At 73.0% G+C, this 26,828-nt stretch carries 22 protein-coding genes; 5 read left to right on the top strand and 17 right to left on the bottom strand.

All coding sequences use genetic code 11. The features are described 5' to 3' along the window. Window positions 1-47 precede the first annotated feature (47 nt). Together ACIHAR_RS03655 and ACIHAR_RS03650 are read right to left on the bottom strand one after the other, a co-directional pair. On the bottom strand, window positions 48-3,257 hold the full coding sequence (locus ACIHAR_RS03655) for a S41 family peptidase (RefSeq protein WP_365454229.1): 3,210 nt from the start codon (window positions 3,255-3,257) through the stop codon (window positions 48-50). A 71-nt stretch (window positions 3,258-3,328) separates the two neighbouring features. Beyond that, a complete protein-coding gene (locus ACIHAR_RS03650; RefSeq protein WP_400016587.1) occupies window positions 3,329-3,877 on the bottom strand; it encodes a hypothetical protein in 549 nt (182 codons plus the stop codon). A gap of 79 nt (window positions 3,878-3,956) precedes the next feature. Between ACIHAR_RS03650 and ACIHAR_RS03645 the strand changes: the two genes are divergently transcribed. Then, window positions 3,957-4,352 (top strand): hypothetical protein, encoded by a 396-nt coding sequence (locus ACIHAR_RS03645; protein WP_365454223.1) that lies wholly within the window; start codon window positions 3,957-3,959, stop codon window positions 4,350-4,352. Between the two features lie 80 nt (window positions 4,353-4,432). Here the strand turns inward: ACIHAR_RS03645 and ACIHAR_RS03640 are convergent, their stop codons facing one another. The 4 genes from ACIHAR_RS03640 to hrcA all read right to left on the bottom strand — a co-directional run bounded on the left by ACIHAR_RS03640 (window position 4,433) and on the right by hrcA (window position 8,665). Then, window positions 4,433-5,179: a 16S rRNA (uracil(1498)-N(3))-methyltransferase gene (locus tag ACIHAR_RS03640; protein ID WP_400016584.1), complete on the bottom strand. Its 747-nt coding sequence runs from the start codon at window positions 5,177-5,179 to the stop codon at window positions 4,433-4,435. After that, window positions 5,176-6,309, bottom strand: coding sequence for a nitronate monooxygenase (locus ACIHAR_RS03635; protein WP_400016581.1), 1,134 nt, complete (start codon window positions 6,307-6,309; stop codon window positions 5,176-5,178). Before ACIHAR_RS03635 ends, ACIHAR_RS03640 begins: the two co-directional genes overlap by 4 nt. 205 nt (window positions 6,310-6,514) lie before the next feature. Further along, on the bottom strand, window positions 6,515-7,648 hold the full coding sequence (gene dnaJ, locus ACIHAR_RS03630) for a molecular chaperone DnaJ (protein ID WP_365454214.1): 1,134 nt from the start codon (window positions 7,646-7,648) through the stop codon (window positions 6,515-6,517). Continuing rightward, the gene (gene hrcA, locus ACIHAR_RS03625) at window positions 7,649-8,665 is read right to left on the bottom strand and encodes a heat-inducible transcriptional repressor HrcA (RefSeq protein ID WP_365454211.1); all 1,017 of its coding nucleotides are present in this window, start codon (window positions 8,663-8,665) and stop codon (window positions 7,649-7,651) included. A 164-nt stretch (window positions 8,666-8,829) separates the two neighbouring features. On the opposite strand from hrcA, the gene ACIHAR_RS03620 reads away from it, so the two are divergent. After that, on the top strand, window positions 8,830-9,564 hold the full coding sequence (locus tag ACIHAR_RS03620) for an MBL fold metallo-hydrolase (RefSeq protein WP_400016578.1): 735 nt from the start codon (window positions 8,830-8,832) through the stop codon (window positions 9,562-9,564). Between the two features lie 31 nt (window positions 9,565-9,595). Then, window positions 9,596-10,405 carry a DUF3097 domain-containing protein gene (locus ACIHAR_RS03615; protein ID WP_400016575.1) on the top strand — a complete coding sequence of 270 codons (810 nt, stop codon included), beginning with the start codon at window positions 9,596-9,598 and terminating at the stop codon, window positions 10,403-10,405. On the opposite strand, the gene ACIHAR_RS03610 is transcribed toward ACIHAR_RS03615, so the two are convergent. The 3 genes from ACIHAR_RS03610 to ACIHAR_RS03600 all read right to left on the bottom strand — a co-directional run bounded on the left by ACIHAR_RS03610 (window position 10,389) and on the right by ACIHAR_RS03600 (window position 14,386). After that, window positions 10,389-10,961, bottom strand: a complete 573-nt coding sequence (locus tag ACIHAR_RS03610) for a Uma2 family endonuclease (protein ID WP_400016573.1) — start codon at window positions 10,959-10,961, stop codon at window positions 10,389-10,391. The two genes, ACIHAR_RS03615 and ACIHAR_RS03610, sit on opposite strands and share 17 nt — an antisense overlap. Window positions 10,962-11,061: 100 nt before the next feature. Next, window positions 11,062-12,294, bottom strand: a complete 1,233-nt coding sequence (gene hemW / locus ACIHAR_RS03605; protein ID WP_400016569.1) for a radical SAM family heme chaperone HemW — start codon at window positions 12,292-12,294, stop codon at window positions 11,062-11,064. Between the two features lie 154 nt (window positions 12,295-12,448). Then, window positions 12,449-14,386: a SpoIIE family protein phosphatase gene (locus tag ACIHAR_RS03600; protein ID WP_400016566.1), complete on the bottom strand. Its 1,938-nt coding sequence runs from the start codon at window positions 14,384-14,386 to the stop codon at window positions 12,449-12,451. Window positions 14,387-14,574: 188 nt separating this feature from the next. Between ACIHAR_RS03600 and ACIHAR_RS03595 the strand changes: the two genes are divergently transcribed. Further along, window positions 14,575-14,811, top strand: a complete 237-nt coding sequence (locus ACIHAR_RS03595; RefSeq protein ID WP_400016564.1) for a hypothetical protein — start codon at window positions 14,575-14,577, stop codon at window positions 14,809-14,811. A 431-nt stretch (window positions 14,812-15,242) separates the two neighbouring features. On the opposite strand, the gene ACIHAR_RS03590 is transcribed toward ACIHAR_RS03595, so the two are convergent. Both ACIHAR_RS03590 and lepA read right to left on the bottom strand, forming a co-directional pair. Continuing rightward, window positions 15,243-17,126, bottom strand: coding sequence for an AMP-dependent synthetase/ligase (locus ACIHAR_RS03590; RefSeq protein ID WP_400016562.1), 1,884 nt, complete (start codon window positions 17,124-17,126; stop codon window positions 15,243-15,245). 201 nt (window positions 17,127-17,327) lie between these two features. Further along, complete coding sequence (gene lepA, locus ACIHAR_RS03585) at window positions 17,328-19,196, bottom strand: translation elongation factor 4 (protein WP_388750282.1); 1,869 nt, start codon at window positions 19,194-19,196, stop codon at window positions 17,328-17,330. Between the two features lie 221 nt (window positions 19,197-19,417). Between lepA and rpsT the strand changes: the two genes are divergently transcribed. Then, window positions 19,418-19,684, top strand: coding sequence for a 30S ribosomal protein S20 (gene rpsT / locus ACIHAR_RS03580; protein ID WP_360340939.1), 267 nt, complete (start codon window positions 19,418-19,420; stop codon window positions 19,682-19,684). 403 nt (window positions 19,685-20,087) lie between these two features. Here rpsT and ACIHAR_RS03575 read toward each other — a convergent pair whose 3' ends face one another. The 6 genes from ACIHAR_RS03575 to ACIHAR_RS03550 form a co-directional block, all read right to left on the bottom strand. Further along, window positions 20,088-20,486, bottom strand: a complete 399-nt coding sequence (locus ACIHAR_RS03575; protein ID WP_400016556.1) for a nuclear transport factor 2 family protein — start codon at window positions 20,484-20,486, stop codon at window positions 20,088-20,090. A 78-nt stretch (window positions 20,487-20,564) separates the two neighbouring features. Continuing rightward, the gene (holA, locus tag ACIHAR_RS03570) at window positions 20,565-21,551 is read right to left on the bottom strand and encodes a DNA polymerase III subunit delta (RefSeq protein WP_365454184.1); all 987 of its coding nucleotides are present in this window, start codon (window positions 21,549-21,551) and stop codon (window positions 20,565-20,567) included. 167 nt (window positions 21,552-21,718) lie between these two features. Then, window positions 21,719-21,964, bottom strand: a complete 246-nt coding sequence (locus ACIHAR_RS03565) for a hypothetical protein (RefSeq protein WP_400016554.1) — start codon at window positions 21,962-21,964, stop codon at window positions 21,719-21,721. 131 nt (window positions 21,965-22,095) lie between these two features. Next, window positions 22,096-22,986 (bottom strand): arylamine N-acetyltransferase, encoded by an 891-nt coding sequence (locus tag ACIHAR_RS03560; protein WP_400016552.1) that lies wholly within the window; start codon window positions 22,984-22,986, stop codon window positions 22,096-22,098. Window positions 22,987-22,990: 4 nt separating this feature from the next. Further along, on the bottom strand, window positions 22,991-25,684 hold the full coding sequence (locus tag ACIHAR_RS03555) for a ComEC/Rec2 family competence protein (RefSeq protein ID WP_400016550.1): 2,694 nt from the start codon (window positions 25,682-25,684) through the stop codon (window positions 22,991-22,993). Continuing rightward, entirely contained in the window at window positions 25,681-26,610 is a 930-nt protein-coding gene (locus ACIHAR_RS03550; protein ID WP_400016949.1) for a helix-hairpin-helix domain-containing protein, read from the bottom strand. The genes ACIHAR_RS03555 and ACIHAR_RS03550 overlap by 4 nt, the downstream gene beginning before the upstream one ends. Between the last annotated feature and the right edge of the window lie 218 nt (window positions 26,611-26,828).

The following is a 26,828-nucleotide window of genomic DNA, read 5'->3' as shown; positions in this document are numbered from 1 at the left end:
CCCGGGCGCGGGCGTCGCGCCCGCACGGGCAGGCGTGCGAGCGCCGGTCACGGCAACGCGGGCGGTACCTTCGCCGGCGTCGACTCCAGCGCCGCCAGCGCCAGTGCCACCGCCTCGTCCAGCTGCACGTCCCGCCCTGCCGCGTGGTCCTGCGGCCGGATCACCACCTCCACGTCCGGATCGACGCCGTGGTTCTCGACGCCCCACCCGTACCCCTCCAGCCAGATGGCGTACTTCGGCTGGGTGACCAGCGTCCCGTCCACCAGCCGGTACCGGCTGTCGATGCCGATGGTCCCGCCCCACGTCCGCGTGCCGACCACCGGCCCGATCCCCAGCGCCTTGACCGCCGCGTTGACGATGTCCCCGTCGGACCCGGAGAACTCGTCGGCGACCGCGACCACGGGCCCCCGGGGCGCGTCCTCCGGGTAGCTGTACGGCCGCATCCCGCGCGGCACGTCCCAGCCGACGATCCGTCGCGCCAGTTTCTCCACGACCAGCTGGGAGGTGTGCCCGCCCCGGTTCTCCCGCACGTCGACGACGAGCCCCTCGCGGGCCACCTCGACGCGCAGGTCGCGGTGGAGCTGTGCCCAGCCGGAGCCGACCATGTCGGGAACGTGGAGATAGCCGAGCCGGCCGCCGGACTTCTCGTGCACGTAGGCCCGCCGGTCCGCGACCCAGGCGTGGTAGCGCAGCGGCTCCTCGTCGTCGATCGGCACGACGACGGCGTGCCGCGGCTCGCCGCCGCCGGACGGCGAGATCGTCAGCTCGACCGCCTTGCCCGCCGTACCGACGAGCAGCGGTCCGGGACCGGTGACCGGGTCCACCGGATGTCCGGCGACGGCGACGATCGCGTCGCCGGCCCGCACGGCGACGCCCGGCGCGGCGAGCGGGGAGCGGGCGTCGGGGTCGGAGGTCTCGGTGGGCAGGATGCGGTCGATGCGCCAGCTGCCGTCCTCGTGGCGGGAGACGTCGGCGCCGAGCAGGCCCTGGCGGCCGCCGCCGTGGCTGCCGTGGGGTACGACGTAGGCGTGCGAGGTGCCGAGTTCGCCGTGCACCTCCCACAGCAGGTCGACCAGGTCGTCGTGGGTCGCGACGCGGTCCAGGACGGGCCGGTAGCGGTCGAGGACGCCGTCCCAGTCGACGCCGCCCAGGTCGGGGCGCCAGAAGTTGTCGCGCATGATGCGGCCGGTCTCGTCGTACATCTGCCGCCACTCGGCGGCCGGGTCGACGGTCTGGCGGATGCGGCCGAGGTCGACGGTGACGTTGGTGTCGCTGTCCTCGTCGCCGGAGGCGCGCCGGTCGCTGGGGACGACCCTGAGCTTGCCGTCGGACCACAGCAGCAGCCGTTTGCCGTCGCCGCTGACGTCGAAGTCGTCGACGTCGGAGGCGAGGTGCTCGAGGCGGTGCTGGGCGAGGTCGTAGCGCTCCAGCTCGGTGTGCGGGTCGGGGTCGTCGGGCGTGGCGCGGGAGGCGCCGAGGACACCGCGCACGGGGTGGCGCAGCCACAGCACGCCGTCCTTGGCGGCGCGCAGCGTGGAGCAGCGGCCGGCCTCGACGGGGAACGGGATGATCCGGTCGGCCAGGCCCTCGAGGTCGATGCGGGTGGCCGGGGTGCCCTCGCTGTCGGGCGTCTCGTCCTTGTCGGGGGCCTCGAAGGGGCGGCCGTGCCGCTGCGGGCCGAACGGCGACGGCGTGGTCGCGGCCAGGGTGATCAGGTGCGGGCGGGCGCCGGCCACGAAGGACAGGTCGAAGGCGTGCTGGTCGTAGACCGGGTCGAAGGCGCGCGTGGACAGGAACGCGAGGTGCTTGCCGTCGAGGGTGAAGGCGGGCGAGTAGTCGCGGAAGCGCAGCGGGGTCGCCTCGGTGACCGACAGGTCGGTGGTGTGGGCGAGCCTGAGCTGGCTGAGCGGGCGGGGGCCGGGGTGCGACCAGGCGAGCCAGCCGGAGTCGGGTGAGAAGACCAGGTCGCTGACCTCGCCGTCGTCGCTGCGGTCGACCTCGCGGACCTCGCCGGTCTCCCGCTCGACGAGCAGCAGCCGACCGTCGTGCGCGGCGACGGCGGCCCGGCTGCCGTCGGGTGCCATGGCGAGTTCGAGGACCCGGCCGAGGCGTCCGGCCGCGAGCCGGCGGGCGGTGGCCCCCGGGGCGAGTCCGGTGGCCGGGGCGAACTCGAGGGCGTCCTCGCCCTCGGCGTCCGTGACCCACACCACCCACTCCTCGCCGTCCGCGCGGAAGGTGCGCGGCAGCCTGGCCCGCACCCCGGGTTCGGCGGCCAGCGCGCGGGCGGGACCGGAGCGGTGGGTGATCCAGTGGACGGCGCCCCGCACCTCGACGGCGCTGCCGCGCGCGGTGTGGTCCGGGGTGGCGGACCCCAGCCACCGGGCGGCGGACACCGGACGCGGCCGCCGGTCGGTGCGCTGCCCGCCGAGCCGCACCTCGAGCCGGCGCGGCTCGGCCCCGTCGAGGTCGTCGAGGATCCACAGCTCACCGGCGCAGACGTAGACGACCCGCCGCCCGTCACCGGCGGCCTGCCGGGCGTAGAAGCCGTCGAGCGGGGTGTGCCGCCGCAGGTCCGAGCCGTCGGCGAGGGACGAGTACAGCGCCCCGGTGCCCTCGTGGTCGGACAGGAAGGCGATCCTCTCCCCCGCCCACACCGGGTACTCGATGTTCCCGGCCAGCTCCTCGTGCAGCCGCACGAAGTCCCCGGCGCCCTCCCCGTCGCCGTTTCGGTCGATCCACAACTTGCCCGCCGTACCGCCCCGGTAGCGCTTCCAGTGGGCGGCCTCGCGGCCCATGGGCGCGGACAGCAGTACGGTGTGCGGGCCGTACGCGACGGCGCCGACGGGCCCGTAGGGCAGGGTGGTCGCCGGTCCGCCGTCGAGCGGGACCGCGCGGGCCCAGGTGCGGCGCAGGCTCGCCCGGTCGTGGGCGCCGAGCGCGAGCACGCGACCGTCGGGGGTCCAGCCGCGCACCTGGGTGCGGTGACTGCCCCAGTACGTCAGCCTGGTGGACGGTCCGCCGTCGACGGGGGCTATGTGCACCTCGGGGGCGCCGTCGCGGGTGGAGGTCCAGGCGACGGTGGTGCCGTCGGGCGAGATGCGGGGCAGGGAGACCGGCATGTTGTCGGCGCTGACCCGCCAGGCGCGCCCGCCGTCGAGGGGAGCGAGCCACACGTCGTCCTCGGCGGTGAAGGCCACCAACTCGCCGTGCAGGTGCGGGAAACGGAAGTACGCAGCAGGCGTCGCGGACTGTGTCACCCGATCACTCTAAGCAAGGGCGGGTCGCACGGACAGGGGGCGGGATCACTTGCCGCCCTGCTCACCCGTGTTCACTTGCCCTCGACGGGTCCGCAGTCCCGGTCGCCCGGGCACCAGACGGTCTCGGTGACGGTCACGGTGACGGTGGGCCGCCCCGGCTCCGCCGGCTGCCCGGAGCCGGGCGGGTCGACGGGTGAGGGCGTCGCGGATTTGCAGTCGCCGAGTCCGCTGACCCGGAAGAGCTGCTCGTCCCCCACGTCCGCCTTCAAGTCCCCCCGCACACAGGAGCCGTCGACCGCGCGCGTGACCTGCCCGTCGACGGTGATGTCCCGCCCGTCGGCGGTCTCCCCCTGGCAGTCGACGGACGCGACGGTCTCCTCGCCGGAGGTGCTCCCGTTCCCCTCGCCGTAGTCGGCCGTGCACGTCAGCCACTGCACGTCGACGTCCCGCCGCTCGATCTCGGCCGTGGCCGTCTCGTCGGTGGTGTACGCCACGGTCGCGGCGCTGAGCCCACCCGGTTCACACGCCACGACCCCCGCCACGGCGCCGACCGCGAGTCCCGCGACGGCCACCGCGCGCATCCCGTGCACCCGCACCCGAATCCGCCTCGAAGCCCCCATGAGGGGCAGCCTGCCACCGTAGCGGCGACCGCGGTAGGGCACTTACCGCCACTCGTGGCCCGCCCGCTACCGTGGCCCGATGAGCGACCGACGCCGCCTGCGACGACTCGTCGTCGACGACTCCACCACGTACATGTGGACGATCCGTCACCGGCACGAGGACGGCACCGGCTGCGCCGAGATCCTCACCCTGCACCAGGACGGCGTCCGCACCCGGATCGTCTTCCGGTCCGGCGAGGGGCGGTACGCCGGGGGCGGTTACCCCACCCACTCGGGCGGCGTGGGCGACCGGGACCACCACCTCAACCTGCACGAGCCGGGCACCGTGCGCGCCTTCGTGGAGGAGGCCCGGCGGCGCGGACTGCTGCCGCACGACGGCGAACTGGACGGCTGGGAGCTGTTCCGGGCCGTCGCCGTCAGCCGCGCGGCAGCAACCACTCCTGAAGTGCCGCGAGATCGCCCTCCGGGTCCTTGATCCGCCGATCCGGTCGAGAGCGAGAACCTCCCGTACGGACCCTGCTCCGCCCCCGACGTCACGGGGGGCGGGCCGACGGGTCAGGACCAGCGGCCGGTCCGCCCCAGGATCAGGGCCGCGGCCGCCGTCCCGGCGGTCGAGGTGCGCAGCACGGTCCGCCCCAGCCGGTACGCCTTCGCGCCCGCCTCCGCGAAGAGCGCCAACTCCTCGGGGGAGACGCCCCCTTCGGGTCCGACGACGAGCACGATCTCGCCCTCGCCGGGGAGTGGGGCGGTGGCGAGCGGCTCACTGCCGTAGTCGCGGTCCTCGTGGAGCACGGCGGCGAAGTTGGCCCGCGCGAGAAGGGCCGCGACCTGCCGGGTGGTGGCCGCGTCGGCGACCTCGGGGAAGCGGACCCGGCGGGACTGCTTGCCGGCCTCACGGGCGGTGGCCCGCCACTTCGCGAGCGCCTTCAGGCCGCGCTCGCCCTTCCACTGCGTGATGCAGCGGGAGGCCGCCCACGGCACGATCGCGTCGACGCCGGTCTCGGTCATCGTCTCGACGGCCAGTTCGCCCCGGTCGCCCTTGGGCAGCGCCTGCACGACGGTGATCCGCGGCGACTCCGCCGGTTCCTCCACCACGTCCGTCAGGCTCACCACCAGCCGGTCCTTGCCCTCGGCCGCGACGACCTCGCCCGGCGCCCAGCGGCCGGCCCCGTCGGTGAGGACGACCGCCTCACCGGGCCGCAGCCGCTTCACCGAGACGGCGTGCCGCCCCTCGGGCCCGTCCAGCACGAACGCGCCACGTGCGGCGGGGAGTTCCTCGACGACGAACACGGGCGCGGTCATCGGACACCGCTCCCCTCGGCGCCGCCGCCCGACAACGCTGTCCACGCCGCGTCGAGTTCGGCCGCCAGCACCTCCACGAGCTGTCCGGCCGGCAGTTCACGGGCCATGCGGTGGCCCTGTCCCGCCCACAGCGCCATGCCCTGCGCGTCGCCCGCCTTGGCGGCCGCCTTGCGCAGCGGCGAGGTGAGGTGGTGGACCTCCGGGTAGGCGGCGGGCGCGTACGGGCCGTGCTCGCGCAGGAAGCGGTTGACCAGGCCGCGGGCCGGGCGGCCGGAGAAGGCACGGGTCAGCTCGGTGCGCACGAACAGGGGGTTGGTCAGCGCCTGCTTGTGCACGGCGGCCGCGCCGGACTCGGGCGTCGCCAGGAAGGCCGTACCCAGCTGCGCGGCGCTCGCGCCGGCCGCGAGGACCGCGGCGATCTGGCTGCCGCGCATGATGCCGCCGGCGGCCACCAGCGGCAGGTTCACCGCCTCGCGGACCTGGGCGATCAGCGACAGCAGGCCGATGCCGCCGCCGTCGTTCTCCGGGACGTCCCGGTGGGTGCCCTGATGACCGCCAGCCTCCACGCCCTGCACGATCACCGCGTCCGCGCCCGCCCGCTCCACGGCGAGGGCCTCCTCGGCGGTGGTGGCGGTGACCAGCGTGAGCGTCCCGGCGCGGCGCAGGGCGTCCAGCACCTCCCGGGCGGGGACGCCGAAGTGGAACGACACCACCGGTACGGGGTTGTCGAGCAGCACCGCGAGCTTGGCGTCGTAGCCGTCGTCCCGGCCGCTGTCCGGGTCGCCCAGCTCCGTCTCGTACCAGGCGGCCTCGCCGGCCAGCTGGTGGGCGTAGATGTCGACGGCGCCCGCGTCGAAGGGCGCGGCGCCGGCCGCTCCGGTGGAGCCGGTGCTCGCACCGGGAGACTCCGGCTGCGGCATGAACACGTTCACGCCGAAGGGGCGGGCGGTGAGGCTCCGCAGCTGCTTGATCTCCTGGTACATGCCGTCGGCGGTCTTGTACCCGGCGGCCAGGAACCCGAGCCCGCCGGCCTCGGACACGGCGGCGGCGAGCCGCGGGACGGAGACGCCGCCCGCCATGGGGGCCTGCACGATCGGATAGGGGAAGAGATCGGTCAGCGCGGAGGACATGACGGCATGTTGTCACGTCCCCCGAACAAGTCCGAATCGGGTCTTCCGCTCGGTGACCCGTCGACGAGCGCCGGCCTCTCCGGCCCGTGCGGTGCTGGGAGGCGAGGCCCGTTCGGGGCCGGAGCGGGGCCCGGGGGCGGCAGCCCCCGGAGACGGGACGGGCAAGGGCGGCGGGGGCGGGAACGCCCCCCGCGGCCACCCCCGGTCAGCGACCGTTGAACGCGTCCTTCAGCCGCGAGAACAACCCCTGCTGCCCCGGCTGGAACTGCCCCTGCGGCCGCTCCTCGCCCCGCAGCTTGGCCAGCTCGCGCAGCAGCCGCTCCTGCTCGGGGTCCAGCTTCGTCGGTGTCTGGACCTCGACGTGGACGATGAGGTCGCCCCGCCCGCCACCGCGCAGGTGCGTCACACCCCGGCCGTGCAGCGGGATCGACTGGCCGGACTGGGTGCCGGGCCGGATGTCGACCTCCTCCAGGCCGTCCAGCGTCTCCAGCGGCACCTTCGTGCCCAGGGCCGCGGCGGTCATCGGGATCGTCACCGTGCAGTGCAGGTCGTCGCCGCGCCGCTGGAAGGTGGGGTGCGGCAGCTCGTGGATCTCGACGTACAGGTCACCGGCGGGGCCGCCGCCCGGGCCCACCTCGCCCTCGCCGGCGAGCTGGATGCGGGTGCCGTTGTCGACACCGGCCGGGATCTTCACCGTGAGCGTGCGACGCGAGCGGACCCGCCCGTCGCCCGCGCACTCCGGGCAGGGGGTGGGCACCACGGTGCCGAAGCCCTGGCACTGGGGGCAGGGACGCGAGGTCATGACCTGGCCCAGGAAGGACCGCGTCACCTGCGACACCTCACCGCGGCCGCGGCACATGTCACAGGTCTGGGCGGTGGTGCCCGGCGCCGCGCCCTCACCGTTGCAGGTGGAGCAGACGATCGCCGTGTCGACCTGGATGTCCTTCGTCGTGCCGAAGGCCGCCTCGTCGAGGTCGACCTCCAGCCGGATCATCGCGTCCTGGCCGCGACGGGTGCGCGAGCGCGGCCCGCGCTGGGACGCCGTACCGAAGAAGGCGTCCATGATGTCGGAGAAGTTGCCGAAGCCGCCGGCGCCGAAGCCGCCCGCGCCGCCGCCCGCCTGCGAGAGGGGGTCCCCGCCGAGGTCGTAGACCTGCTTCTTCTGCGGGTCCGACAGCACCTCGTAGGCGGCGTTGATCTCCTTGAACCGCTCCTGGGTCTTCGGATCCGGGTTGACGTCCGGGTGCAGCTCGCGTGCGAGCCGCCGGAAGGCCTTCTTGATCTCTTCCTGCGACGCGTCGCGGCGCACGCCGAGAACGGCGTAGTAGTCCGTGGCCACTTACGACTCCGCCAGGATCTGTCCGACGTACCGTGCCACTGCGCGTACCGCTCCCATCGTTCCCGGGTAATCCATGCGGGTCGGTCCGACCACGCCGAGCTTGGCGACTGCCTCGCCGCCCGAACCGTAGCCGACCGACACCACGGAAGTGGAGTTGAGCCCCTCGTAGGCGTTCTCGTGCCCGATGCGCACGGTCATGCCCGAATCCCCCGCCTCGCCCAGGAGCTTGAGGAGCACGACCTGCTCCTCGAGGGCCTCCAGGACGGGCCGGATGGTGAGAGGGAAGTCATGTGCGAAGCGGGTGAGATTGGCGGTGCCGCCGATCATCAGCCGCTCCTCGTTCTCCTCGACGAGGGTCTCCAGCAGGGTGGAGAGCACCGTCGAGACCGTGCCGCGGTCCTCCGCCTCGAAGGCGTCCGGCAGATCCTCCACCAGGCGCGGCACGTCCGTGAACCGGCGGCCGGCGACCCGGCTGTTCAGCCGCGCCCGCAGGTCCGCCAGCGAGGTCTCGCCGAACGGCGCCGGGCAGTCCACCATCCGCTGCTCGACCCGGCCGGTGTCCGTGATCAGCACGAGCATCAGCCGGGCGGGGGCGAGGGACAGCAGCTCCACGTGCCGCACGGTGGACCGGGTCAGGGACGGGTACTGCACGACGGCGACCTGCCGCGTGAGCTGCGCGAGCAGCCGTACCGTCCGCGCCACGACGTCGTCGAGGTCGACGGCGCCGTCGAGGAAGTTCTGGATGGCCCGCCGCTCGGGGGCCGTCATCGGCTTGACGCCGGCCAGCTTGTCGACGAACAGGCGGTAGCCCTTGTCGGTGGGGATGCGCCCGGCACTGGTGTGCGGCTGGGCGATGTACCCCTCGTCCTCCAGGGCCGCCATGTCGTTGCGGACCGTCGCCGGGGAGACGCCGAGGTTGTGCCGTTCGGTGAGCGCCTTGGAGCCCACCGGCTCCTCGGTGCCCACGTAGTCCTGGACGATGGCGCGCAGCACCTGGAGCCGTCGTTCACTCAGCATTCGCGCACACCTCCAGAAAGTCGTCCCCTTGGCGCCTTGCCTGGCACTCTTCACTTCCGAGTGCCAGCGTTCCCCGGCCCAGTGTACGGCGGTGGGGTACACCGGGGGCAAGGTCGGTCCGGTGCCGCCCTGCCGGGAACGGCTGCCCCCGATAGCGTCGCGGTATGACGGTGACTTGGGAAGAGCTGGGGTGGGAGCGGATCGCCACCGGGGTCGGCCGGTGCCGCCTGCCGCGCTGGGACTGCACGGCGGGGCTGGTCGTCGGGGCGGGCGCGGCCCTGGTGATCGACGCCGGATCGAGCCTCGCGGAGGGGGCGCGGCTGCGGATGCGGGCGGAGGAACTCGCCGGTCACCGTGTGACCCATCTCGCGCTCACCCACCCCCACTTCGATCACGTCCTCGGTGCGGCGGCGTTCGCGGGCGCGGAGGTGTTCGCGGCGGTGGGCGCGGAGTCGCTGCTCGCCCGCAGGAGCCGCGGAGCCGAGGAACTGCGTGCGGACGCGGTGCGCCACGGCCTGGACGAGGCGGCGGCCACGGAGGCCGTGGACACGCTGGTGCGCCCCCGCCATCCGGTCTCCGGCGAGTGGACCCTCGACCTGGGCGGCGGCCGGCAGGTCCTGGTGGCGAACGTGGGACCCGGCCACACCGCCCACGACCTGGCGGTCCTGGTGCCGGGCTCGCCGGAGGTGGTGTTCTGCGGCGACCTGGTGGAGGAGTCGGGCGAACCGCAGGCCGGCCCCGACGCCGTGCCGACCCACTGGCCGGACGCCCTGGACCGGCTCCTCGGCCTCGGCGGTGAGGACGCGCTGTACGTGCCCGGTCACGGGGCGGTGGTGGACGCGGCGTTCGTCCGGGCGCAGCGCGACGCGCTGGCGGTGCGTTTCGGCGTGTCGCCGTGATCGGGTGCGGGCTTCTCCTATCGTCATCCGAATGCGCCAGTACTCCGCCGATCTGACCCCTCCCTGGAAGAAGCCGCAGCCCGTCCCGGAGGTACCGGCGGAGCCCGGCCTGGTGGTGGAGGAGTCCGGCACCGGCTTCTGCGGCGCGGTGATCCGCTGCGAGGCGGGCACGGTCACCCTGGAGGACCGCTTCGGCAAGCACCGGGTGTTCCCGCTGGAGCCGCGGGGCTTCCTGCTGGAGGGCCGGGCGGTGACGCTGGTCCGGCCGTCGCCGGGTGGTCCGGTACGGCCCAGCCGTACCGCCTCCGGTTCGGTCGCCGTTCCCGGCGCCCGCGCCCGCGTGGCCCGCGCCGGCCGCATCTACGTGGAGGGCCGCCACGACGCCGAGCTGGTGGAGAAGGTCTGGGGCGACGACCTGCGCGTCGAGGGCGTGGTCGTGGAGTACCTGGAGGGCGTGGACGACCTCCCGTCGATCGTGGCGGACTTCGCCCCGGGCCCGGACGCGAGGCTCGGCGTCCTGGTGGACCACCTCGTGCCCGGCACGAAGGAGTGGCGTATCGCGCAGTCGGTGACGAGCGAGCACGCGCTGGTGGTGGGCCACCCGTACATCGACATCTGGGAGGCGGTGAAGCCGTCGTCCCTGGGCATCGAGGCGTGGCCGCGCGTGCCGAAGGGGCAGGACTGGAAGACGGGGGTGTGCCGGGCGCTGGGGTGGCCGTCGGACAACACCGGGGCGGTGTGGCAGGCGATCCTGGCGCGGGTGGGGTCCTACAAGGACCTGGAGCCGGCGCTGCTGGGGAGGGTGGAGGAGTTGATCGACTTCGTCACGGCACAGCCGTAAGCGGTGGCAGCGTGCCGAACCTGCTCGTGTCCCATTCGATCCCCACCCATGGCAGCGGCACCGGGTCCCCGAACTTCCGAGTGCGCTTCGACTGGTAGTCCGCCGTCAGACCGCTCCCGGCGGGTTCCGACAGCACCAGGCACTTGCCCTCGAAGGGGTCGATGATCAGGTAAACCGGTACGCCGCCGGCGGCGTAGATCGACCGTTTCTCCACGTAGTCGCGGTGGGCGCTGGTCCTGGAAACGACCTCCACCAGCATCGTCACGGCGGGGGCGGGTACGAGCCGCCCCGGGCTGTCGTCGGCACCGATCTCCAGAACGACGAGATCCGGCTGGGGCTCGCTGTCCTCACCGGGGAAAGCCACGTCCTGCGTCTGCAGCCGCTCCCACCGGTCGGAGGGGATCTGATCCTGAACGGCCTGCACGATGCGGTTGTGGACCTTGTCAGGGCCCGCCATCATCACGATTTCCCCCCGGATGAGTTCAGCCTTGAAGCCCTCGGGAACCTCGAGGTTCTCGAATGCCTCATGCACCCGGCGATCATCCACAGCGGTCATCTCCGTGGCCCTCCGCATCCGCCGCGTACTGTCGGCGGCAGCCTACGAACCAGGGTAGGGAGCGAGTCGGCGTTCCGCACCGATTCACCCACCTGTGTGATCAGTCCACGAGATCCCGCACCACCGCGTCCGCCAGCAGCCGCCCGCGCAGGGTGAGCACGGCCCGGCCCGCGCCGTACGGCTCCTCCTGGAGCAGGCCGTCCGCCAGCGCCCGGCGAGAAGCCGCCAGCCCCTCCTCCCGCAGCAGCGACAGGGGCACCCCCTCCCGCAGCCGCAGCTCCAGCAGGATCCGCTCGACGCGCCGGTCCTCCCCCGAGAGCAGCTCCCTCCCGGCCCCCGGCGACCTGCCCGCCGCCAGCGCCGCCGCGTACGCGCCCGGATGCTTCACGTTCCACCAGCGCACCCCGCCGAGGTGCGAGTGGGCGCCCGGCCCCGCGCCCCACCAGTCGGCACCGCGCCAGTACAGCTCGTTGTGCAGGCAGCGGCCGGCCTCGGAGGTGGCCCAGTTCGACACCTCGTACCAGTCGAAGCCCGCCGCCGAGAAGGTCTCCTCGGCGATCAGGTACCGGTCCGCGTGGACGTCGTCGTCCGTCATCGGGACCTCGCCCCGGCGGATGCGGCGGGCGAGCTGGGTGCCCTCCTCGACGATCAGGGCGTAGGCGCTGATGTGGTCGGGGCCGGCGCCAAGGGCCGCGTCCAGCGAGGCGCGCCAGTCGTCGTCCGACTCACCCGGTGTGCCGTAGATCAGGTCGAGGTTGACGTGCTCGAAGCCGGCCGCCCGCGCTTCGGCCACACAGGCCTCGGGGCGGCCGGGGGTGTGGGTGCGGTCCAGGATCTTCAGCACGTGCTGCCTGGCGCTCTGCATGCCGAAGGAGATCCGGTTGAAGCCGCCTTCGCGGAGGGTGGCCAGGTAGGCCGGGTCGACCGACTCGGGGTTCGCCTCCGTCGTGACCTCCGCGTCCGCCGCCAGCCCGAACTCGTCGCGGATCGCGCCCAGCATCCGCACCAGGTCACCGGCGGCCAGCAGGGTCGGCGTACCGCCTCCGACGAACACCGTGCGGACCTCGCGCGGGTCGTCGCCGAGGACCTTGCGGGCGAGTCGGATCTCGTCGATCAGGGTGTCGGCGTAGTTGTCGCGGGAGGCGAGGACACCGCCGGTGCCGCGCAGTTCGGTGGCGGTGTAGGTGTTGAAGTCGCAGTAGCCGCAGCGGGTCGCGCAGTAGGGGACGTGCAGGTAGAACCCGAGGGGCCGGCCGGCGGCCCCGGCGAGCGCGGACGCGGGCAGCGCGCCGTCGGCGGGGACGGGCTCGCCGTCGGGGAGTGCGGAAGGCATGTCTCCCATTGTCCCGTACGTCCGCGCGGTCCCCGGGCGGCCCAGCCCGACCGCACCCCGGGGCCCAGCCCCGCCGCATCCTGGGGCCCAGCCCGGCCCCGTCCTGGGGCGCAGCCCGACCGCACCTCCAGGGCCCAGCCTGATGGGGCCGGCCCTACTCCGCCTGGAGCACCAGCAGCGCCAGGTCGTCCTCGGGCGGCTCGCCGCCGAACTCGTGGACGAGCCGCCGGATGCGTTCGGCGATCAGGTCCGCGTTCAGGCCCGCGCAGCCGGCCAGTGCGGCGGCGAGGCCGTCGCCGTCGTCGAACTGGCGGGAGCCCGAGCGCCGCTCCGTGACGCCGTCGGTGACGCACAGCAGGCTGTCGCCGGGGCGCAGGTCCAGGGTCTCGCTGGTGTACGTGGCGTCCTCGACGACGCCGAGGAGGGTCTGCGGCTGCGCGGCCGTGGTCACGCTGCCGTCGGAGCCGAGCAGCAGCGGCAGGGGATGGCCGGCGGAGGCGAGGGTGCAGCGGACGCCGCCCTCGAAGGGGGCCAGCTCGCCGTAGAGGAGGGAGAGGAAGCGGGTCTGCGGGCCCTCACCCGGCCCTGCGGGTCCGACGAAGGCGCGGGCGGCGGCGTCGGCGGCTTCGGTGGCGTCGTCGAGGAGGAGCTGGTTGAGACGGTCGAGGACGTCGGCGACGCCGTACCCCTCGCGGGCCAGCAGCCGCAGCCAGGGGCGGGCCAGACCGATGACGACGGCCGCCTCGGGGCCCTTGCCCTGCACATCGCCCACCGCGAAGCACCAGCGGCCGTCGCCCGCGGGGAACAGGTCGTAGAAGTCGCCGCTCGGCCCGCCCTGCTCGCGCGGTTCGTACACCAGGGCGCTGCGCAGTCCGGGGATCTCGGCCACCGCGCCGGGCAGCAGTCCGCGCTGGAGGACGGAACTGATGGTGACCTGGCGGGCGTACTGGCGGGCCGCGCCGATGGCGAGCGCCACCCGGCGGCCGAGGTCCTCCACGAGCCCGGTCACCTCGTCGGGGAAGCGCAGCAGCCCGGCCCGTCCGATGACGAGCGTGCCGAGCGGGCGGCCTCCGGCGATCAGCCGGTAGGCGAGGGCCGCGCCGTGCGGGCCGAGCGCGGTGGCGGGCCAGGGGTGCGCGGCGGGCCCGGGCTGGACCGCGGGCCCGGAACGCGGGTGGTCGAGCGGGTGCGGCGGGTCCTTCTCCAGGGCGCGGCGCAGGTCCTCGATCTGGTTCTCGCTGACGTGCCAGACGCGCGCCAGCCGCGGCCCCGGACCGCCCGCCTCCCAGCCCCCGCCGCTCCCGGCTCCACCCGAGCGGGGCGACCCCCAGCGTCCGCTGAACTCGTCCTCCAGCCACACCGCGCACCAGTCCGCGAGACGCGGCACGAGGAGCTGGCCGGTGAGCGCGGCCACCAGGTCCTCGTCGAGCTGCCCAGCGAGCAGGTCGGAGGCCTCGGCGAGGAAGGAGAGGGCGCCGCGGCCCAGCCAGTCGCCGTCGCGGGCGGAGGGGCGGGGGTCGGGGGCGAGGGCCTCGGCGAAGACGAGGGAGGCGGCGGGAGTGCCGTCGGCCGCCGTGCGGGGCTCCCCGGGTTGCCCCTCGTCGTGCGCCCCGCCGGACAGCAGGCGCGCCCACACCGTCTTCGTGCCCCGGCGGTACGTCACTCCCCAGGCGTCGGCCAGCGCGGCGACCAGACGCAGGCCGCGGCCGTACTCGGGGATCTCGTACGCGGATTCGGGGATGCCGTCGCGAGGGGCGCGGGAGGGGTGGTGGTCGGTGACCTCCACGACGAGTGCGCAGGTCTCGGGCTCCGGCGGCTGCTCCAGCCGGCAGACCAGGTCGACGTCGGTGCCGGCGTGCACGACGGCGTTGGTGACCAGCTCGCTGACGACGAGTATGGCGGCCTCGCCGAGGTCCTCGGCGAGGTTGAGGCCGGCCCACTCCGTCAGCGCGGCGCGGACGAGGTCGCGGGCGGCTCCGGGCGCGTGGGAACCGCCGGTCAGGGTCGCGCGCGTCTGCGGGTCCCCGTCCGCGTGCGCGGGCGCACCACCGGGCCGGGACACGGTCTCCCGTTGCGTCGGAATGGCCCCCATGGGCAGCTCCCCGGACGGTCTGACGATTGGGCCCCGGACTTCCTGATCCGGGTCTCCGGACGATGGTGTCCGTGTCGGCCGACCGACTCCTCCGCCGACAGCGACAGCGACAGCGTGACAGACCGAACCCGCTCATAAGCGCCGAGTTATCGAAGTGGACCGTCAAGAGTGAGAACAGCGCTTCACATGTGCTCGAAAAGGGACGTTTCCCGACCAGGATCGGATCATCCGAGCGGTGCCCGCGGCTCGCCCGCGCGACGACGGCCGCCCGCGACAACCACCATCCGCGACTGCGGCTGCGGCTGCTGCTGCCGCTATGGCTATGGCTGCGGCTACGGCTGCGCGGCGCCTGCGACGGCGGCTGCGCCTGCGGGGCGGGCGGCCGCGACGACGGCTGCGCCTGCAACGGACGGCCGCGACGGTGACTGCGCCTGCGACGGACGGCCGCGACGGCGGCTGCGCCTGCGGGGCGGGCGGCGGGCGGCGGCTTATGGCCGGCCCCGGCGGCCAGGGCACCGGGACCATGATATGGACGGCGTGGACCAGTTCCCGGACACCTGATGGCCCGGCGGCCGACGCGACAGGCGTGCTGGACGCGGTGACAGGAGGCGGGGGCCGAGGCGGTCCCACCCCGCGGGCAGGTCCGCACAACGGCGCCCGGCCCGCCGTCGCACGGCGATCAGCGGCGGCTCGGGCCGGGCGTGAAGGAGATACGTGAACGAGAAAAGGGAGGCGCCGAGGCCGGCTCAGAGCTGCCGGCCGGCTCAGAGGCACCGGGTCGTGCCGGGCCGCGGCTTCGCCGCGTGGGCGGGGCGGCCGCGACGACACCGCCACCGCCCGCGCCCCCGGGCACTCCTTACGCCTCCCGCGTCCCCGCGTACATCTCGTCGAGCAGATGCTTGTACTCCCGCTCGACCACCGGTCGCTTCAGCTTCAGACTCGGTGTGATCTCCCCGTGCTCCACGTCCAGGTCCCGGGGCAGCAGACGGAACTTCTTGATGGTCTGCCACTTCTGCAGCCCCTGGTTGAGCTGCTGGACGTAGCCGTCGACGAGCGCGACCGTCTCGGGCGCGGCCACGACCTCCGCGTACGTCCTGCCCCCGAGGCCGTTCTCCTCGGCCCACCCCAGGATGGACACCTCGTCGAGGGCGATCAGCGCGGTGCAGAAGTTCCGGTCGGCCCCGTGCACCAGGATGTTCGACACGTACGGGCACACCGCCTTGAACTGTCCCTCGACCTCGGTGGGCGCGATGTACTTGCCGCCGGAGGTCTTGAAGAGGTCCTTCTTGCGGTCGGTGATGCGCAGGTAGCCGTCGGGGGAGAGCTCCCCGATGTCGCCGGTGTGGAACCAACCGTCCGGCTCCAGGACCTCGGCGGTCTTCTCGGGCAGCCCGTGGTAGCCCTCCATGATCCCGGGGCCGCGCAGCAGGATCTCGCCGTCCTCGGCGATGCGGACCTCGGTGCCGGGCAGCGGCTTGCCGACCGTGCCGGTGCGGTACGCCTCACCGGGGTTGACGAAGGAGGCCGCGGAGGACTCCGTCAGGCCGTAGCCCTCCAGGATGTGGATGCCGGCGCCGGAGAAGAAGAAGCCGATCTCGGGGGCGAGCGCCACGGACCCGGAGACGCACGCCCGCAGGTTGCCGCCGAACGCCTCACGGATCTTCGCGTACACGAGCGTGTCGGCGACCTTGTGCTTGGCGCCGAGTCCGAACGGCACGGAAGCCGTGCCGGTGCGCCGGAAGTTGTCCTGGGAGACCTTGGCGTACTCGCGGGCGACGCCCGCCGCCCACTGGAAGATCTTGTACTTGGCGCCGCCGCCCGCCCGGGCCTTGTTCGCGATGCCGTTGTAGACCTTCTCGAAGATGCGCGGCACGGCCGCCATGTACGTCGGCTGCACCACCGGCAGGTTCTCGATGATCTTGTCGACGCGGCCGTCGACGGCGGTGACGTGCCCGACCTCGATCTGGCCGGAGATCAGCACCTTGCCGAAGACGTGCGCGAGCGGCAGCCACAGGTACTGCACGTCCTCGCCGCTGACCAGCCCGGTCGCGGCGATCGCCTTCGCCATGTACGACCAGTTGTCGTGCGGCAGGCGCACGCCCTTGGGGCGGCCGGTGGTGCCGGAGGTGTAGATGAGGGTGGCGAGCTGGTCCTTGGTGAGGGCCGCGACCCGCCCCTTGATCAGCTCCGGGTCGCTCTCCAGACGGGCGGCGCCGCGCTTCTCCAGCTCGTCGAGGGTGAGGATCCAGTCGCCGGTCTCCACACTCTCCAGGCCCGCCGGGTCGATGACGACCACATGGGTGAGGTCGGTAAGCTCCGCGCGCTTCTCCACCGCCTTGGCGAGCTGGGTCGCGTCCTCGGCGATCAGCACCCGGCTCTCGGAGTCGGAGAGGATGTACGCCGACTCGTCGGCGTTGGTCTGCGGATAGACGGTCGTGGTGGCCGCCCCCGCGCACATGATGCCGAGGTCCGCGAGGATCCACTCGATGCGGGTGGACGAGGCGAGCGCCACCCGCTGCTCGGGCTGCACCCCGAGCTCGATCAGACCGGCCGCGACGGCGTACACCCGCTCGGCGGCCTGTGCCCAGCTCAGCGACTTCCAGTCGTCCGGGCCCTGACCGGACGCCGCCGGCACCGGGTAGCGGTACGCCTCCGCGTCCGGCGTGGCCGCAACGCGCTCCAGGAAGAGGCCCGCGACGGACGGCGGACGGTTCTCGATCAGTGTCTGTGTGTCGCTCACGACATCCTCCGGGGCCCGCGACGATGCGGCTGGCTCAGTGCGGCTGTTGTTTAACTCGCGAGTAACTATCGAGCAGGGATCAGAGTAGAGGGCGACCGCCCGGCACGTAAGGGGTCACGTACTGTCACTTCCTACAGACCACAGGCACGGGGCCCGCCGCGCAACAGCGCGACGGGCCCCGTGCACCCCGTATCGTCCGCTTTACTTCTTCCCCTTGCCCGCCCCCGCGCTGTCGTCGCTGGACAGGACCGCGATGAAGGCCTCCTGCGGAACCTCCACCGAACCCACCATCTTCATCCGCTTCTTGCCTTCCTTCTGCTTCTCCAGCAGCTTCCGCTTACGGGAGATGTCACCGCCGTAGCACTTGGCGAGGACGTCCTTGCGGATGGCGCGGATGGTCTCGCGGGCGATGACCCGCGAGCCGATGGCGGCCTGGACCGGCACCTCGAAGTTCTGCCGCGGGATCAGCTCCTTGAGCTTGGCGACGAGCCGCACACCGTACGCGTACGCCTGGTCTTTGTGGGTGATCGCCGAGAAGGCGTCCACCTTGTCGCCGTGCAGCAGGATGTCGACCTTGACGAGGCTCGAGGACTGCTCCCCGGTGGGCTCGTAGTCGAGCGAGGCGTACCCGCGGGTCTTCGACTTCAGCTGGTCGAAGAAGTCGAAGACGATCTCCGCGAGCGGCAGCGTGTAGCGGATCTCGACGCGGTCCTCGGAGAGGTAGTCCATGCCGAGCAGGGTGCCGCGCCGGGTCTGGCACAGCTCCATGATCGCGCCGATGAACTCGGTGGGCGCGAGGATCGTCGCCCGTACGACCGGCTCGTAGACCTCGGCGATCTTCCCCTCGGGGAACTCGCTCGGATTGGTGACGACGACCTCCTCGCCGTCCTCCATGATCACGCGGTACACCACGTTGGGCGCGGTGGCGATCAGGTCGAGGCCGAACTCGCGCTCCAGCCGCTCCCGGATCACGTCCAGGTGCAGCAGGCCGAGGAAACCGACGCGGAAGCCGAAGCCGAGGGCGGCGGAGGTCTCCGGCTCGTAGACCAGCGCGGCGTCGTTCAGCTGGAGCTTGTCCAAAGCCTCACGCAGCTCGGGGTAGTCGGAGCCGTCCAGCGGATACAGACCCGAGAAGACCATGGGCTTCGGGTCCTTGTAGCCGCCGAGCGCCTCGGTGGCGCCCTTGTGCTGGCTGGTGACGGTGTCACCGACCTTGGACTGGCGGACGTCCTTCACACCGGTGATCAGGTAACCCACCTCACCGACGCCCAGGCCGTCGGCCGGGAGCATCTCGGGCGAGTTCGTGCCGATCTCCAGCAGCTCGTGCGTCGCGCCCGTCGACATCATCCTGATCCGCTCACGCTTGTTGAGCTGACCGTCGATGACTCGGACGTACGTCACCACACCCCGGTACGAGTCGTACACGGAGTCGAAGATCATCGCGCGGGCGGGCGCGTCGGCGACCCCGACCGGCGCCGGAACCTCCCGCACGACCTTGTCGAGCAGCGCGTCGACGCCGACACCGGTCTTGGCCGAGACGCGCAGCACGTCGTCCGGCTCACACCCGACGAGGTTCGCCAGCTCCTCGGCGAACTTCTCCGGCTGGGCGGCCGGCAGGTCGATCTTGTTCAGCACGGGGATGATCGTGAGGTCGTTCTCCATCGCCAGGTAGAGGTTGGCGAGGGTCTGGGCCTCGATGCCCTGGGCGGCGTCGACGAGGAGGATGGTCCCCTCACAGGCGGCGAGCGACCGCGAGACCTCGTAGGTGAAGTCGACGTGCCCCGGGGTGTCGATCATGTTGAGGATGTGCGTGTTGCCCGGGTCCTGGGTGGGCGCCCAGGGCAGACGCACGGCCTGGGACTTGATCGTGATACCGCGCTCACGCTCGATGTCCATGCGGTCGAGGTACTGAGCACGCATCTGCCGCTGCTCGACCACACCGGTCAGCTGGAGCATCCGGTCGGCGAGCGTGGACTTGCCGTGGTCGATGTGCGCGATGATGCAGAAATTGCGGATCAGAGCCGGGTCGGTACGGCTCGGCTCGGGCACATTGTTAGGGGTCGCGGGCACGCAGGGTCCTGTCTCTTGAGGCGCCTTATGCCTCGGGTCGGATCGATACGTAGCTTCCATGGTCCCACGCGCGGCGACCGGGGACCGGTTTGGGCCGCTCTCGGGCCCACTGGTACTCTGGGTGGCTGTGCCTCATGCCCTCTCAGCGCGAGGCACCTCTCAAGAAATCACCTGGTACGGGACCCGTGCGGCCCCGTGCCTGAACCTGAAAAGGCTCATTCGTGGCGAACATCAAGTCCCAGATCAAGCGGATCAAGACCAACGAGAAGGCTCGGCTGCGCAACAAGGCCGTCAAGTCCTCCCTGAAGACCGCGATCCGCAAGGCCCGTGAGGCCGCTGCCGCGGGTGACGTCGAGAAGGCCACCGAGCTGCAGCGCGCTGCCGCGCGTCAGCTCGACAAGGCCGTCTCCAAGGGCGTCATCCACAAGAACCAGGCCGCCAACAAGAAGTCGGCGCTTGCTTCCAAGGTCGCGTCCCTCAAGGGCTGAACCTCCTTCTTGATCTGACCGGTCCCGGGACGTCTCCGGGGACCGAACCGCCGGAAGGACCCAGAGCGGGCCCTCTCTCATCCGCTCCCGACCGGCACCCCGAGCTCATACGCGGCCTGCGTTCGCCACGCGGGTATGAGCTCACACGCTTGATCCGAAGGCCCCGGCGCCCCGCCCTTCCCCAGGGCGGCAGCCGGGGCCTTCGGCATGGCCGCGGCCGCTCCTAAATCCGCCTCGCGAACACGGGTATCGGCAGAAGTACCGGGTGCGGCGAGAGGTACCGGGTGCGAGCAGAAGCGGCGCGACCACAGGCGCCAGTCGCTACCAGCGACGAAAGAGACTGATCGCGCACCAGAAGCGGCCAGAGATGCCGGTCACTACCGGAAGCGGTCAAAGGCACAGATCACGACCAGAAGTCGTCGGCCTGGTCGATGTCCTCGACACACTCGTCGAGGTCGGTGATCTTCTCTCCGACGATCCGGAAGACGATGCCTCCCGTCTGGTCCAAGTGCCTGCCGCCCCTGTCTGCGGTGATGCGGTGCACGGTGATGGCGTGCCCACGGCCGTCGACGAGGACGGTGCGCAGCTCGACCCGCAGGGAACCGGCCGTCTCCGAGAAGAGCCGGTCGTAGTACCCCTCGATGATCGAGTCGATGCCTTTGTAGTGTCCCGAGAGGCTGTGCGAACCGGGCACGTGATGCGTACAGTCCCCGGTCATCAAGCCGCGCAGGGTTTCCATGTCCCCGCGCTGGAAGGCTTCGTATCCCCGGCGGACGAGCGCTGCGTGCGGGTGTCCAGCCATGGCGATCGCCACCTTTCCTGGTCCGGTTCCGCCCCGACGACGGACGGCTGACAGGCACGATTCTCCTCCCGCGCGCGGCTAACGTCCTCTGGACCGGGCCGCCCTCGCGATCGCCACCACCGCCTTCTCCAAGGCGTACTCGGGGTCGTCCCCGCCGCCCTTCACCCCCGCGTCCGCCTCGGCCACCGCGCGCAACGCGACGGCCACCCCGTCCGGCGTCCAGCCCCGCATCTGCTGGCGCACCCGGTCGATCTTCCACGGCGGCATGCCGAGCTCACGAGCGAGATCGGCCGGCCGACCCCCGCGCGCGGAGGACAGCTTGCCGATCGCCCTGACGCCCTGCGCCAACGCACTGGTGATCATCACAGGCGCGACACCGGTCGCCAGCGACCACCGCAACGCCTCGAGCGCCTCGGCGGCCCGCCCCTCCACGGCCCGGTCGGCGACGGTGAAGCTCGACGCCTCGGCCCGCCCCGTGTAATACCGACCGACGACGGCATCGTCGATGGTGCCCTCGACATCCGCGACCAGCTGCGACACCGCGGACGCCAACTCCCGCAGGTCGCTGCCGATGGCGTCGACCAGCGCCTGGCAGGCCTCGGGCGTGGCGGACCGCCCGGTCGCCCGGAACTCCTGCCGCACGAAGGCCAGCCGGTCCGCCGGCTTGGTCATCTTCGGACAGGCGACCTCCCGCGCCCCGGCCTTGCGCGCGGCATCCAGCAGCCCCTTGCCCTTGGCCCCGCCCGCGTGCAGCAGCACGAGCGTGATCTCCTCGGCGGGCGCCCCGAGATACGCCTTCACGTCCTTGATCGTGTCGGCGGACAGGTCCTGCGCATTGCGGACGACCACGACCTTGCGCTCCGCGAAGAGCGAGGGGCTGGTCAGCTCGGCGAGCGTCCCGGGCTGCAGCTGGTCCGGGGTCAGGTCCCGTACGTCCGTGTCGGCGTCGGCGGCCCTCGCGGCGGCCACCACCTCCTGCACGGCACGGTCGAGCAGGAGGTCCTCCTGCCCCACGGCAAGCGTCACGGGGGCGAGGGGGTCGTCATGGGCGGTCTTCTTGGCCATCCCTGAAAGGATCCCACGAGCCACTGACATCGCCGCCCCTCGCCATCGCCAGCCGGCTGCCGGCTGCCGGCGGGCGGCGGACGACGGGCGGCTGCCGGCAGCTGGCAGCTGGCAGTCGGCAGTCGGCAGCCGACGCCCCTCGGACACCCGCTGCCCCTGCGGAGCGCCTACGGCTCCTCCCGCCACCCCTCCCACTCCCCCGCGAAGGCGTCCAGCTCCGACGCGTCGAACCGCCCCTCCTCGTCCCGCAGCACCACCAGCCACTGCGCGTCCTCCGCGTCGTCCTCCCCGGCCAGCGCCTCCCGGACGACCTGAGGCTCCTCCCACACCCCGAACCGCTCCGCGAGCGCCTCGACGACCTCCTCGGCTGCATCACGATCGGGCAGCACCAGCACATGTCTCACATCACTCACGCGGCCATTCTCCGGGACGGGTTGGGGTGGGTGGGGCCTGGCCCGGGGGACTGCGCGTGGGAGATGTCCTCGGGGATCTCTCCTTGGGGGGCTCCCCCTCCCCCTCCCCCCTCCCGCCCGCCCCGCCCCCTCTACAAGCCCGCCCCCGCCCCCCGCACCACCGGCACCCTCTCCAGCTCGATCCCGAACCGCTCCCGGTACACCGCCAGTACCTCCGCGTCCTCCGTCAAGTCCCGCTCCTCACGCGCTCCGTCGGCAGCCGTCACCTTCAAGCGGCGCCCGCTGAGCGTGATCCTCCCGCCGTCCTCCGTGATCCGCGAACAGACCAGCGACCGGGTGAAGTGCGAGTCCGGCGAGGTCCGGTGCCACCAGGCCCCCGCCAGGAAGTCACGGAGCGCCCTGGGCCGCACCTCCAGCCGGTACTCCGGGGTGCCGTTCCGCAGGACGTCCATGTCGGCGGGCCCTGCTGTCCGCCCCGTCGCGGGGTGCCGTCCCGCACCGCCCTTGACGCCGGCCGCGTCCGGTCCGGCCTCCACGATCCGGAACAGGCCCCCGGGGTCCTCCTGGTCGCCCCGCCGCTCCCACCGGAGCGGGTAGTGGCTGTGCGCCCCGAACCCCACGTCGGCCAGCCATTCGCCCGCGTCCACCGTCCGTACGAGCAGCGCGAGATGGTCGAACGGGATCCCGAGCCGGCCCCCCTCCCCGTACACCCGCCCCGCGAGCAGCGTGACATCGAACCCGAGCGCCCGCAGCAGCGCCCCGAAGGCCCCGTTCAGTTCGTAGCAGAAGCCGCCTCGCCCCGACTGGACCACCTTCTCGACCAGTCGCTTCTCCTCCAGCACGATCTCCTCGCCGAGGTGGATCGACAGGTTCTCGAAGGGGACGGTCTGCAGGTGCCGCAAGTGCAGCTCCCGCAGCACGTCGACGGTCGGCCACGCCGGACAGGCGACCCCGAGGCGGTGCAGATAGGCGTCCAGCAGACGGGCGTCGAGCGGCGAGGTGTCCACCTGTGCGGCATCCATGCCCTCAGTCTCCCGCCACCCGCAGCTCCGCGCCCGTACCTGCGACCGCCAGTGCCCCGTCCAGGTCGGTCCGCATCACCACCGCGCCCGTGGCCCGCAGGGCCGCCACCGTGCCGGGTGCGGGATGCCCGTACGGGTTGTCCTCGCCGCACGAGATGAGCGCCAGCCGCGGTGCGACCCGCCGTATCAGATCGGGGTCCTGGTAGGCCGACCCGTGGTGGGCCACCTTCAGCACGTCCACCCCGCCCAGCAGCGCGGCCGCCGGCGACCGCGCCAGCGCCCGTTGCGCCGGGGGCTCCAGGTCCCCGAGCAGCAGCATCCGCAGTCCGCCCGACCGCACGAGCAGGGTCACGCTCGCGTCGTTCGGCCCTTCCGGCTCGGGCACCGGCGGCGCCGGCGGTACCGTCCCGCCCGAGCGAACCCGGGAGCTCGGTGGAGGCCACAGCACCTCCCAGTCGAGCCCACCGAGACGCCTGCGCTCCCCCGCCACGGCCCGCACGAGCGGAACCCGCCGCTCCTGCGCCTCGTTCCGTACGAACTCCACCTGGTCCACCGGTTCCTCGAACCCGGTCGTCTCGATCGCGCCCACCGCCCGTCCCCGCAGCACCCCCGGCAGTCCCGCGACGTGGTCGGCGTGGAAGTGGGTCAGCACGACGAGGGGGATCCTCGTGATGCCGAGCGTGCGCAGGCACCGGTCGGCCAGGGCGGGATCGGGTCCGGCGTCCACCACCACGCCGGTGCCCTCGCCCGCCGCGAGCACCGTCGCGTCGCCCTGCCCCACGTCGCACATCGCGAGTCTCCAGCCGGGCGGCGGCCATCCTGTGATGACCCTGGTCAACGGCGGCGGCTGCACCACGACGAGGAGGAGCAGTGCCCCGCAGGCCGCGCACAGCACCGGATGCCGCAGCATCCGCCGCCCGAGCAGCACCGCACCGGCCGTGGCGAGGGCGAGCAGCGACGCCCCGCCCCAACCGCCGGGCCAGTCGACCCCCGCCCCGGGCAGCGCCGCGCCCGTCCGGGCGACGCCCGCGATCCATCCGGCGGGCCAACTCGCGCCCCATGCCAGCGCCTCCGCCACCGGCATGGCCACCGGCGCCGTGGCCAGCGCCGCGAATCCGAGCACCGTGGCCGGCGCCACCGCGAACTCCACGAGGAGGTTGCACGGCACCGCCACCAGGCTCACCCGGGCCGACAGCACCGCCACGACCGGCGCGCACAGGGCCTGCGCGGCGCCCGCGGCGGCCAGCGCCTCCGCGAGCCGGGGCGGAACCCGGCGCCGCCGCAGCGCGGCACTCCAGCGTGGCGCCAGCGTCAACAGCGCTCCCGTGGCGAGGACCGACAGCAGGAACCCGTAGCTCCGGGCGAGCCAGGGGTCGTAGAGCACCAGCAGCAGGACCGCCGTCGCCAGCGCCGGGATGAGGGATCTGCGGCGGCCGGTCGCGAGGGCGAGCAGGACGACGGCTCCGCAGGCCGCCGCCCGCAGCACACTGGGGTCGGGCCGGCACACGACGACGAACGCGAGCGTGAGCACCCCGCCGAGCAGCGCGGTCGTCCGCAGGGGGATGCCGATCCGGGGCGCCAGGCCACGGCGCTCGACGTGCTGGGCCAGGCCGGGTGGCCCGAGGAGCAGTGCGAGCATGATCGTGAGGTTGCTGCCGGACACGGCCAGTGTGTGGGCGAGGTCGGTTTCCTTGAAGGCCTCGTCCAGTTCGGGCGTGATCCGTGACGTGTCCCCGACGACCAGCCCGGGCAGCAGCGCCCGTGCGTCGGCGGGCAGCCCGTCGGTGGCCTCCCGCAGCCCGGCCCGCAGCCGGCCGGCGAACCGCTGTACCGCCGACGGTTCGCGCACGACCGTCGGTCCGGCCCGGTCCCGCACCCGCAGTACGGCCGCGATCCGGTCCCCTCTCGTCAGCGCCGGTGCCAGTCGTCCGGTCACGCGCAGCCGGGTGGACGGCAGCAGCCCCAGCCACTCCGCCTCGGCGGGACGGCGAGCCGCGTCCTGGGGTTTCCCGCCCGTTCTCGGGTCCTCGCCGACATCCACGACAAGCAGTACCGGTGTCCGCGTGGCCACCGCCGTCCCGCCCCGGACCTCGACGCCTCGCACCTCCGCCTCGATCAGCACGGAGTCCGGGGCCATGTGATCCCCTCGCACCCTTGGCCGAGTGAGCCGCGGATCGGAGGTGAGCCGCACGTCGGCGGTGACGGTGGCGTACTCCCGTGCCAGCCCTGGCACGGGCCCCCGGCGCAGGTCGGCACCGTGCAGTCCGGCCGAAGCGGCGGCCGCGGCCGCGCACAGCAGCACCGCGGCGACGGTCGCCCGCCCCCAACTGCTCCGCGATCCTGTCGGGTTCTCCTCCGGCCCTCGTGATGACGACCGCCCACGCCTCGCTCCGTGCCATCCGACGGCGAGAAGAGTCCCGGTCGCGATCACACACGCCACCGCAACGCCGATCACCACGTCCGGTGACGCGTCCAGGGTGTACGCCGCCGTCGCCCAGGCCGCCAGCGCCGGCGGCACGAGCCGCAGGTCCACCGGACCTTCCTGGCGCGGGTGCGCGGCCCCCAGCCGCTTCCCGGACGCGATGTGCACGGCTTGGCGTGAGAGGCGGCGGTTCCCACCGTCGACCCTGCCGGTACCGCTGGCATTACCGCTGCCAGTTCCGGTGGACCCCGGCGAGGCGTTGTCGTCGTCCCTCATGGCCGCACCAGGTTCCGCAGGTCGGCAAAGCGCCGCTCGCCGATGCCGTTCACCTCACGCAGCTCGTCCACCGAGCGGAAACCGCCGTGCTGCGTCCGGTAGTCCACGATGTGTTGCGCCAGCACCGGCCCGACGCCCGGCAGCGAGTCGAGTTGCTCCACCGTGGCCGTGTTCAGCAGGACCGGGCCTGCCGGCGCCGCTCCGACCGCACCGCCTGCGGGACCCGCCGCCGCACCCGCCCCCGTGGCTCCGCCCACCGCGGGCGCGCCGACGACGACCTGTTCGCCGTCCACGAGGAACCGGGCCCGATTGAGGCCGTCGGTGTTCGTCCCCGGGCGCACCCCGCCGGCCGCGCTCAGTGCGTCGACCACGCGTGAACCAGCGGGAAGCCGATGGATGCCGGGGTTGCGCACCTTGCCGCTGACATCCACGACGATCTCTGCCGCTGGTCCGCCCGCGGTGCCACCCGTGGCCCCGGTGCCCGGCGAGGTCGCGGAGGTTGCGGAGGTTGCGGGCTCGGACGCCCCGCTGCGCTCCTCCACTCCGTAGGGAGCCGCCGCCCGCACCACCTCCGGTGGCTGTACGGACTGGGTCCGGCCGGCCCAGAAGTGCTGCACGGCGAAAGCCGCCACGGCAACGACCACCACGGCCAACGCGAGCACGTTCCTGCGTTCGAGGCCACAGCGCGTCTGCACCCACACGGGCATCCGCTCCCGCAGAGCGAGCCCGGCGCGATTCCACCGGTCTCCCGCGGCGCGCGGGGACCGCGCACCGCCGACGCCGACGCCGACGCCGACGTCATCGTCCCCAGCGACAGGCGACTCACCGACGTCAGCAGGCAGCCCACCGACACCGGCACCCGACTCGCCTACCTCGTCCGGCGGCTCACCACCCCCACCAGGCGGCTCACCTCCCCCGCCATGCAGCTCACGGCCCCCGGCACGCGGCGCATACGCCTCGGCGACCTGAGTCCCGTGCCCATGCTCGCCCCAGTGGCCCTGTTCCTGTTCGCGCCGGCCAGGAACCGCGCGCCCGCCTGCATCCCCGTGCCCGCCCGGACCCCCGCGCCCGCCTGCATCCCCGTGCCCGCCTTGCCCCTCCTGCTCGCCCTCATACGCATGCCCACCCCCATACGCATGCAGGT

The organism is Streptomyces sp. NPDC052016, from assembly GCF_044548445.1.
Lineage (GTDB): Bacteria > Actinomycetota > Actinomycetes > Streptomycetales > Streptomycetaceae > Streptomyces.
This window is presented reverse-complemented; position numbering and strand designations above follow the sequence as displayed.

Coding starts and splice junctions, on each gene's coding strand:
- ACIHAR_RS03620 (WP_400016578.1), top strand. CDS start 8,830: ATGACGGTGACTTGGGAAGAGCTGGGGTGGGAGCGGATCGCCACCGGG.
- hemW (WP_400016569.1), bottom strand. CDS start 12,294: ATGCCTTCCGCACTCCCCGACGGCGAGCCCGTCCCCGCCGACGGCGCG.
- ACIHAR_RS03555 (WP_400016550.1), bottom strand. CDS start 25,684: ATGAGGGACGACGACAACGCCTCGCCGGGGTCCACCGGAACTGGCAGC.
- ACIHAR_RS03640 (WP_400016584.1), bottom strand. CDS start 5,179: ATGACCGCGCCCGTGTTCGTCGTCGAGGAACTCCCCGCCGCACGTGGC.
- ACIHAR_RS03560 (WP_400016552.1), bottom strand. CDS start 22,986: ATGGATGCCGCACAGGTGGACACCTCGCCGCTCGACGCCCGTCTGCTG.
- ACIHAR_RS03645 (WP_365454223.1), top strand. CDS start 3,957: ATGAGCGACCGACGCCGCCTGCGACGACTCGTCGTCGACGACTCCACC.
- ACIHAR_RS03650 (WP_400016587.1), bottom strand. CDS start 3,877: ATGGGGGCTTCGAGGCGGATTCGGGTGCGGGTGCACGGGATGCGCGCG.
- holA (WP_365454184.1), bottom strand. CDS start 21,551: ATGGCCAAGAAGACCGCCCATGACGACCCCCTCGCCCCCGTGACGCTT.
- ACIHAR_RS03610 (WP_400016573.1), bottom strand. CDS start 10,961: ATGACCGCTGTGGATGATCGCCGGGTGCATGAGGCATTCGAGAACCTC.
- ACIHAR_RS03600 (WP_400016566.1), bottom strand. CDS start 14,386: ATGGGGGCCATTCCGACGCAACGGGAGACCGTGTCCCGGCCCGGTGGT.
- ACIHAR_RS03615 (WP_400016575.1), top strand. CDS start 9,596: ATGCGCCAGTACTCCGCCGATCTGACCCCTCCCTGGAAGAAGCCGCAG.
- ACIHAR_RS03635 (WP_400016581.1), bottom strand. CDS start 6,309: ATGTCCTCCGCGCTGACCGATCTCTTCCCCTATCCGATCGTGCAGGCC.
- ACIHAR_RS03575 (WP_400016556.1), bottom strand. CDS start 20,486: ATGGCTGGACACCCGCACGCAGCGCTCGTCCGCCGGGGATACGAAGCC.
- hrcA (WP_365454211.1), bottom strand. CDS start 8,665: ATGCTGAGTGAACGACGGCTCCAGGTGCTGCGCGCCATCGTCCAGGAC.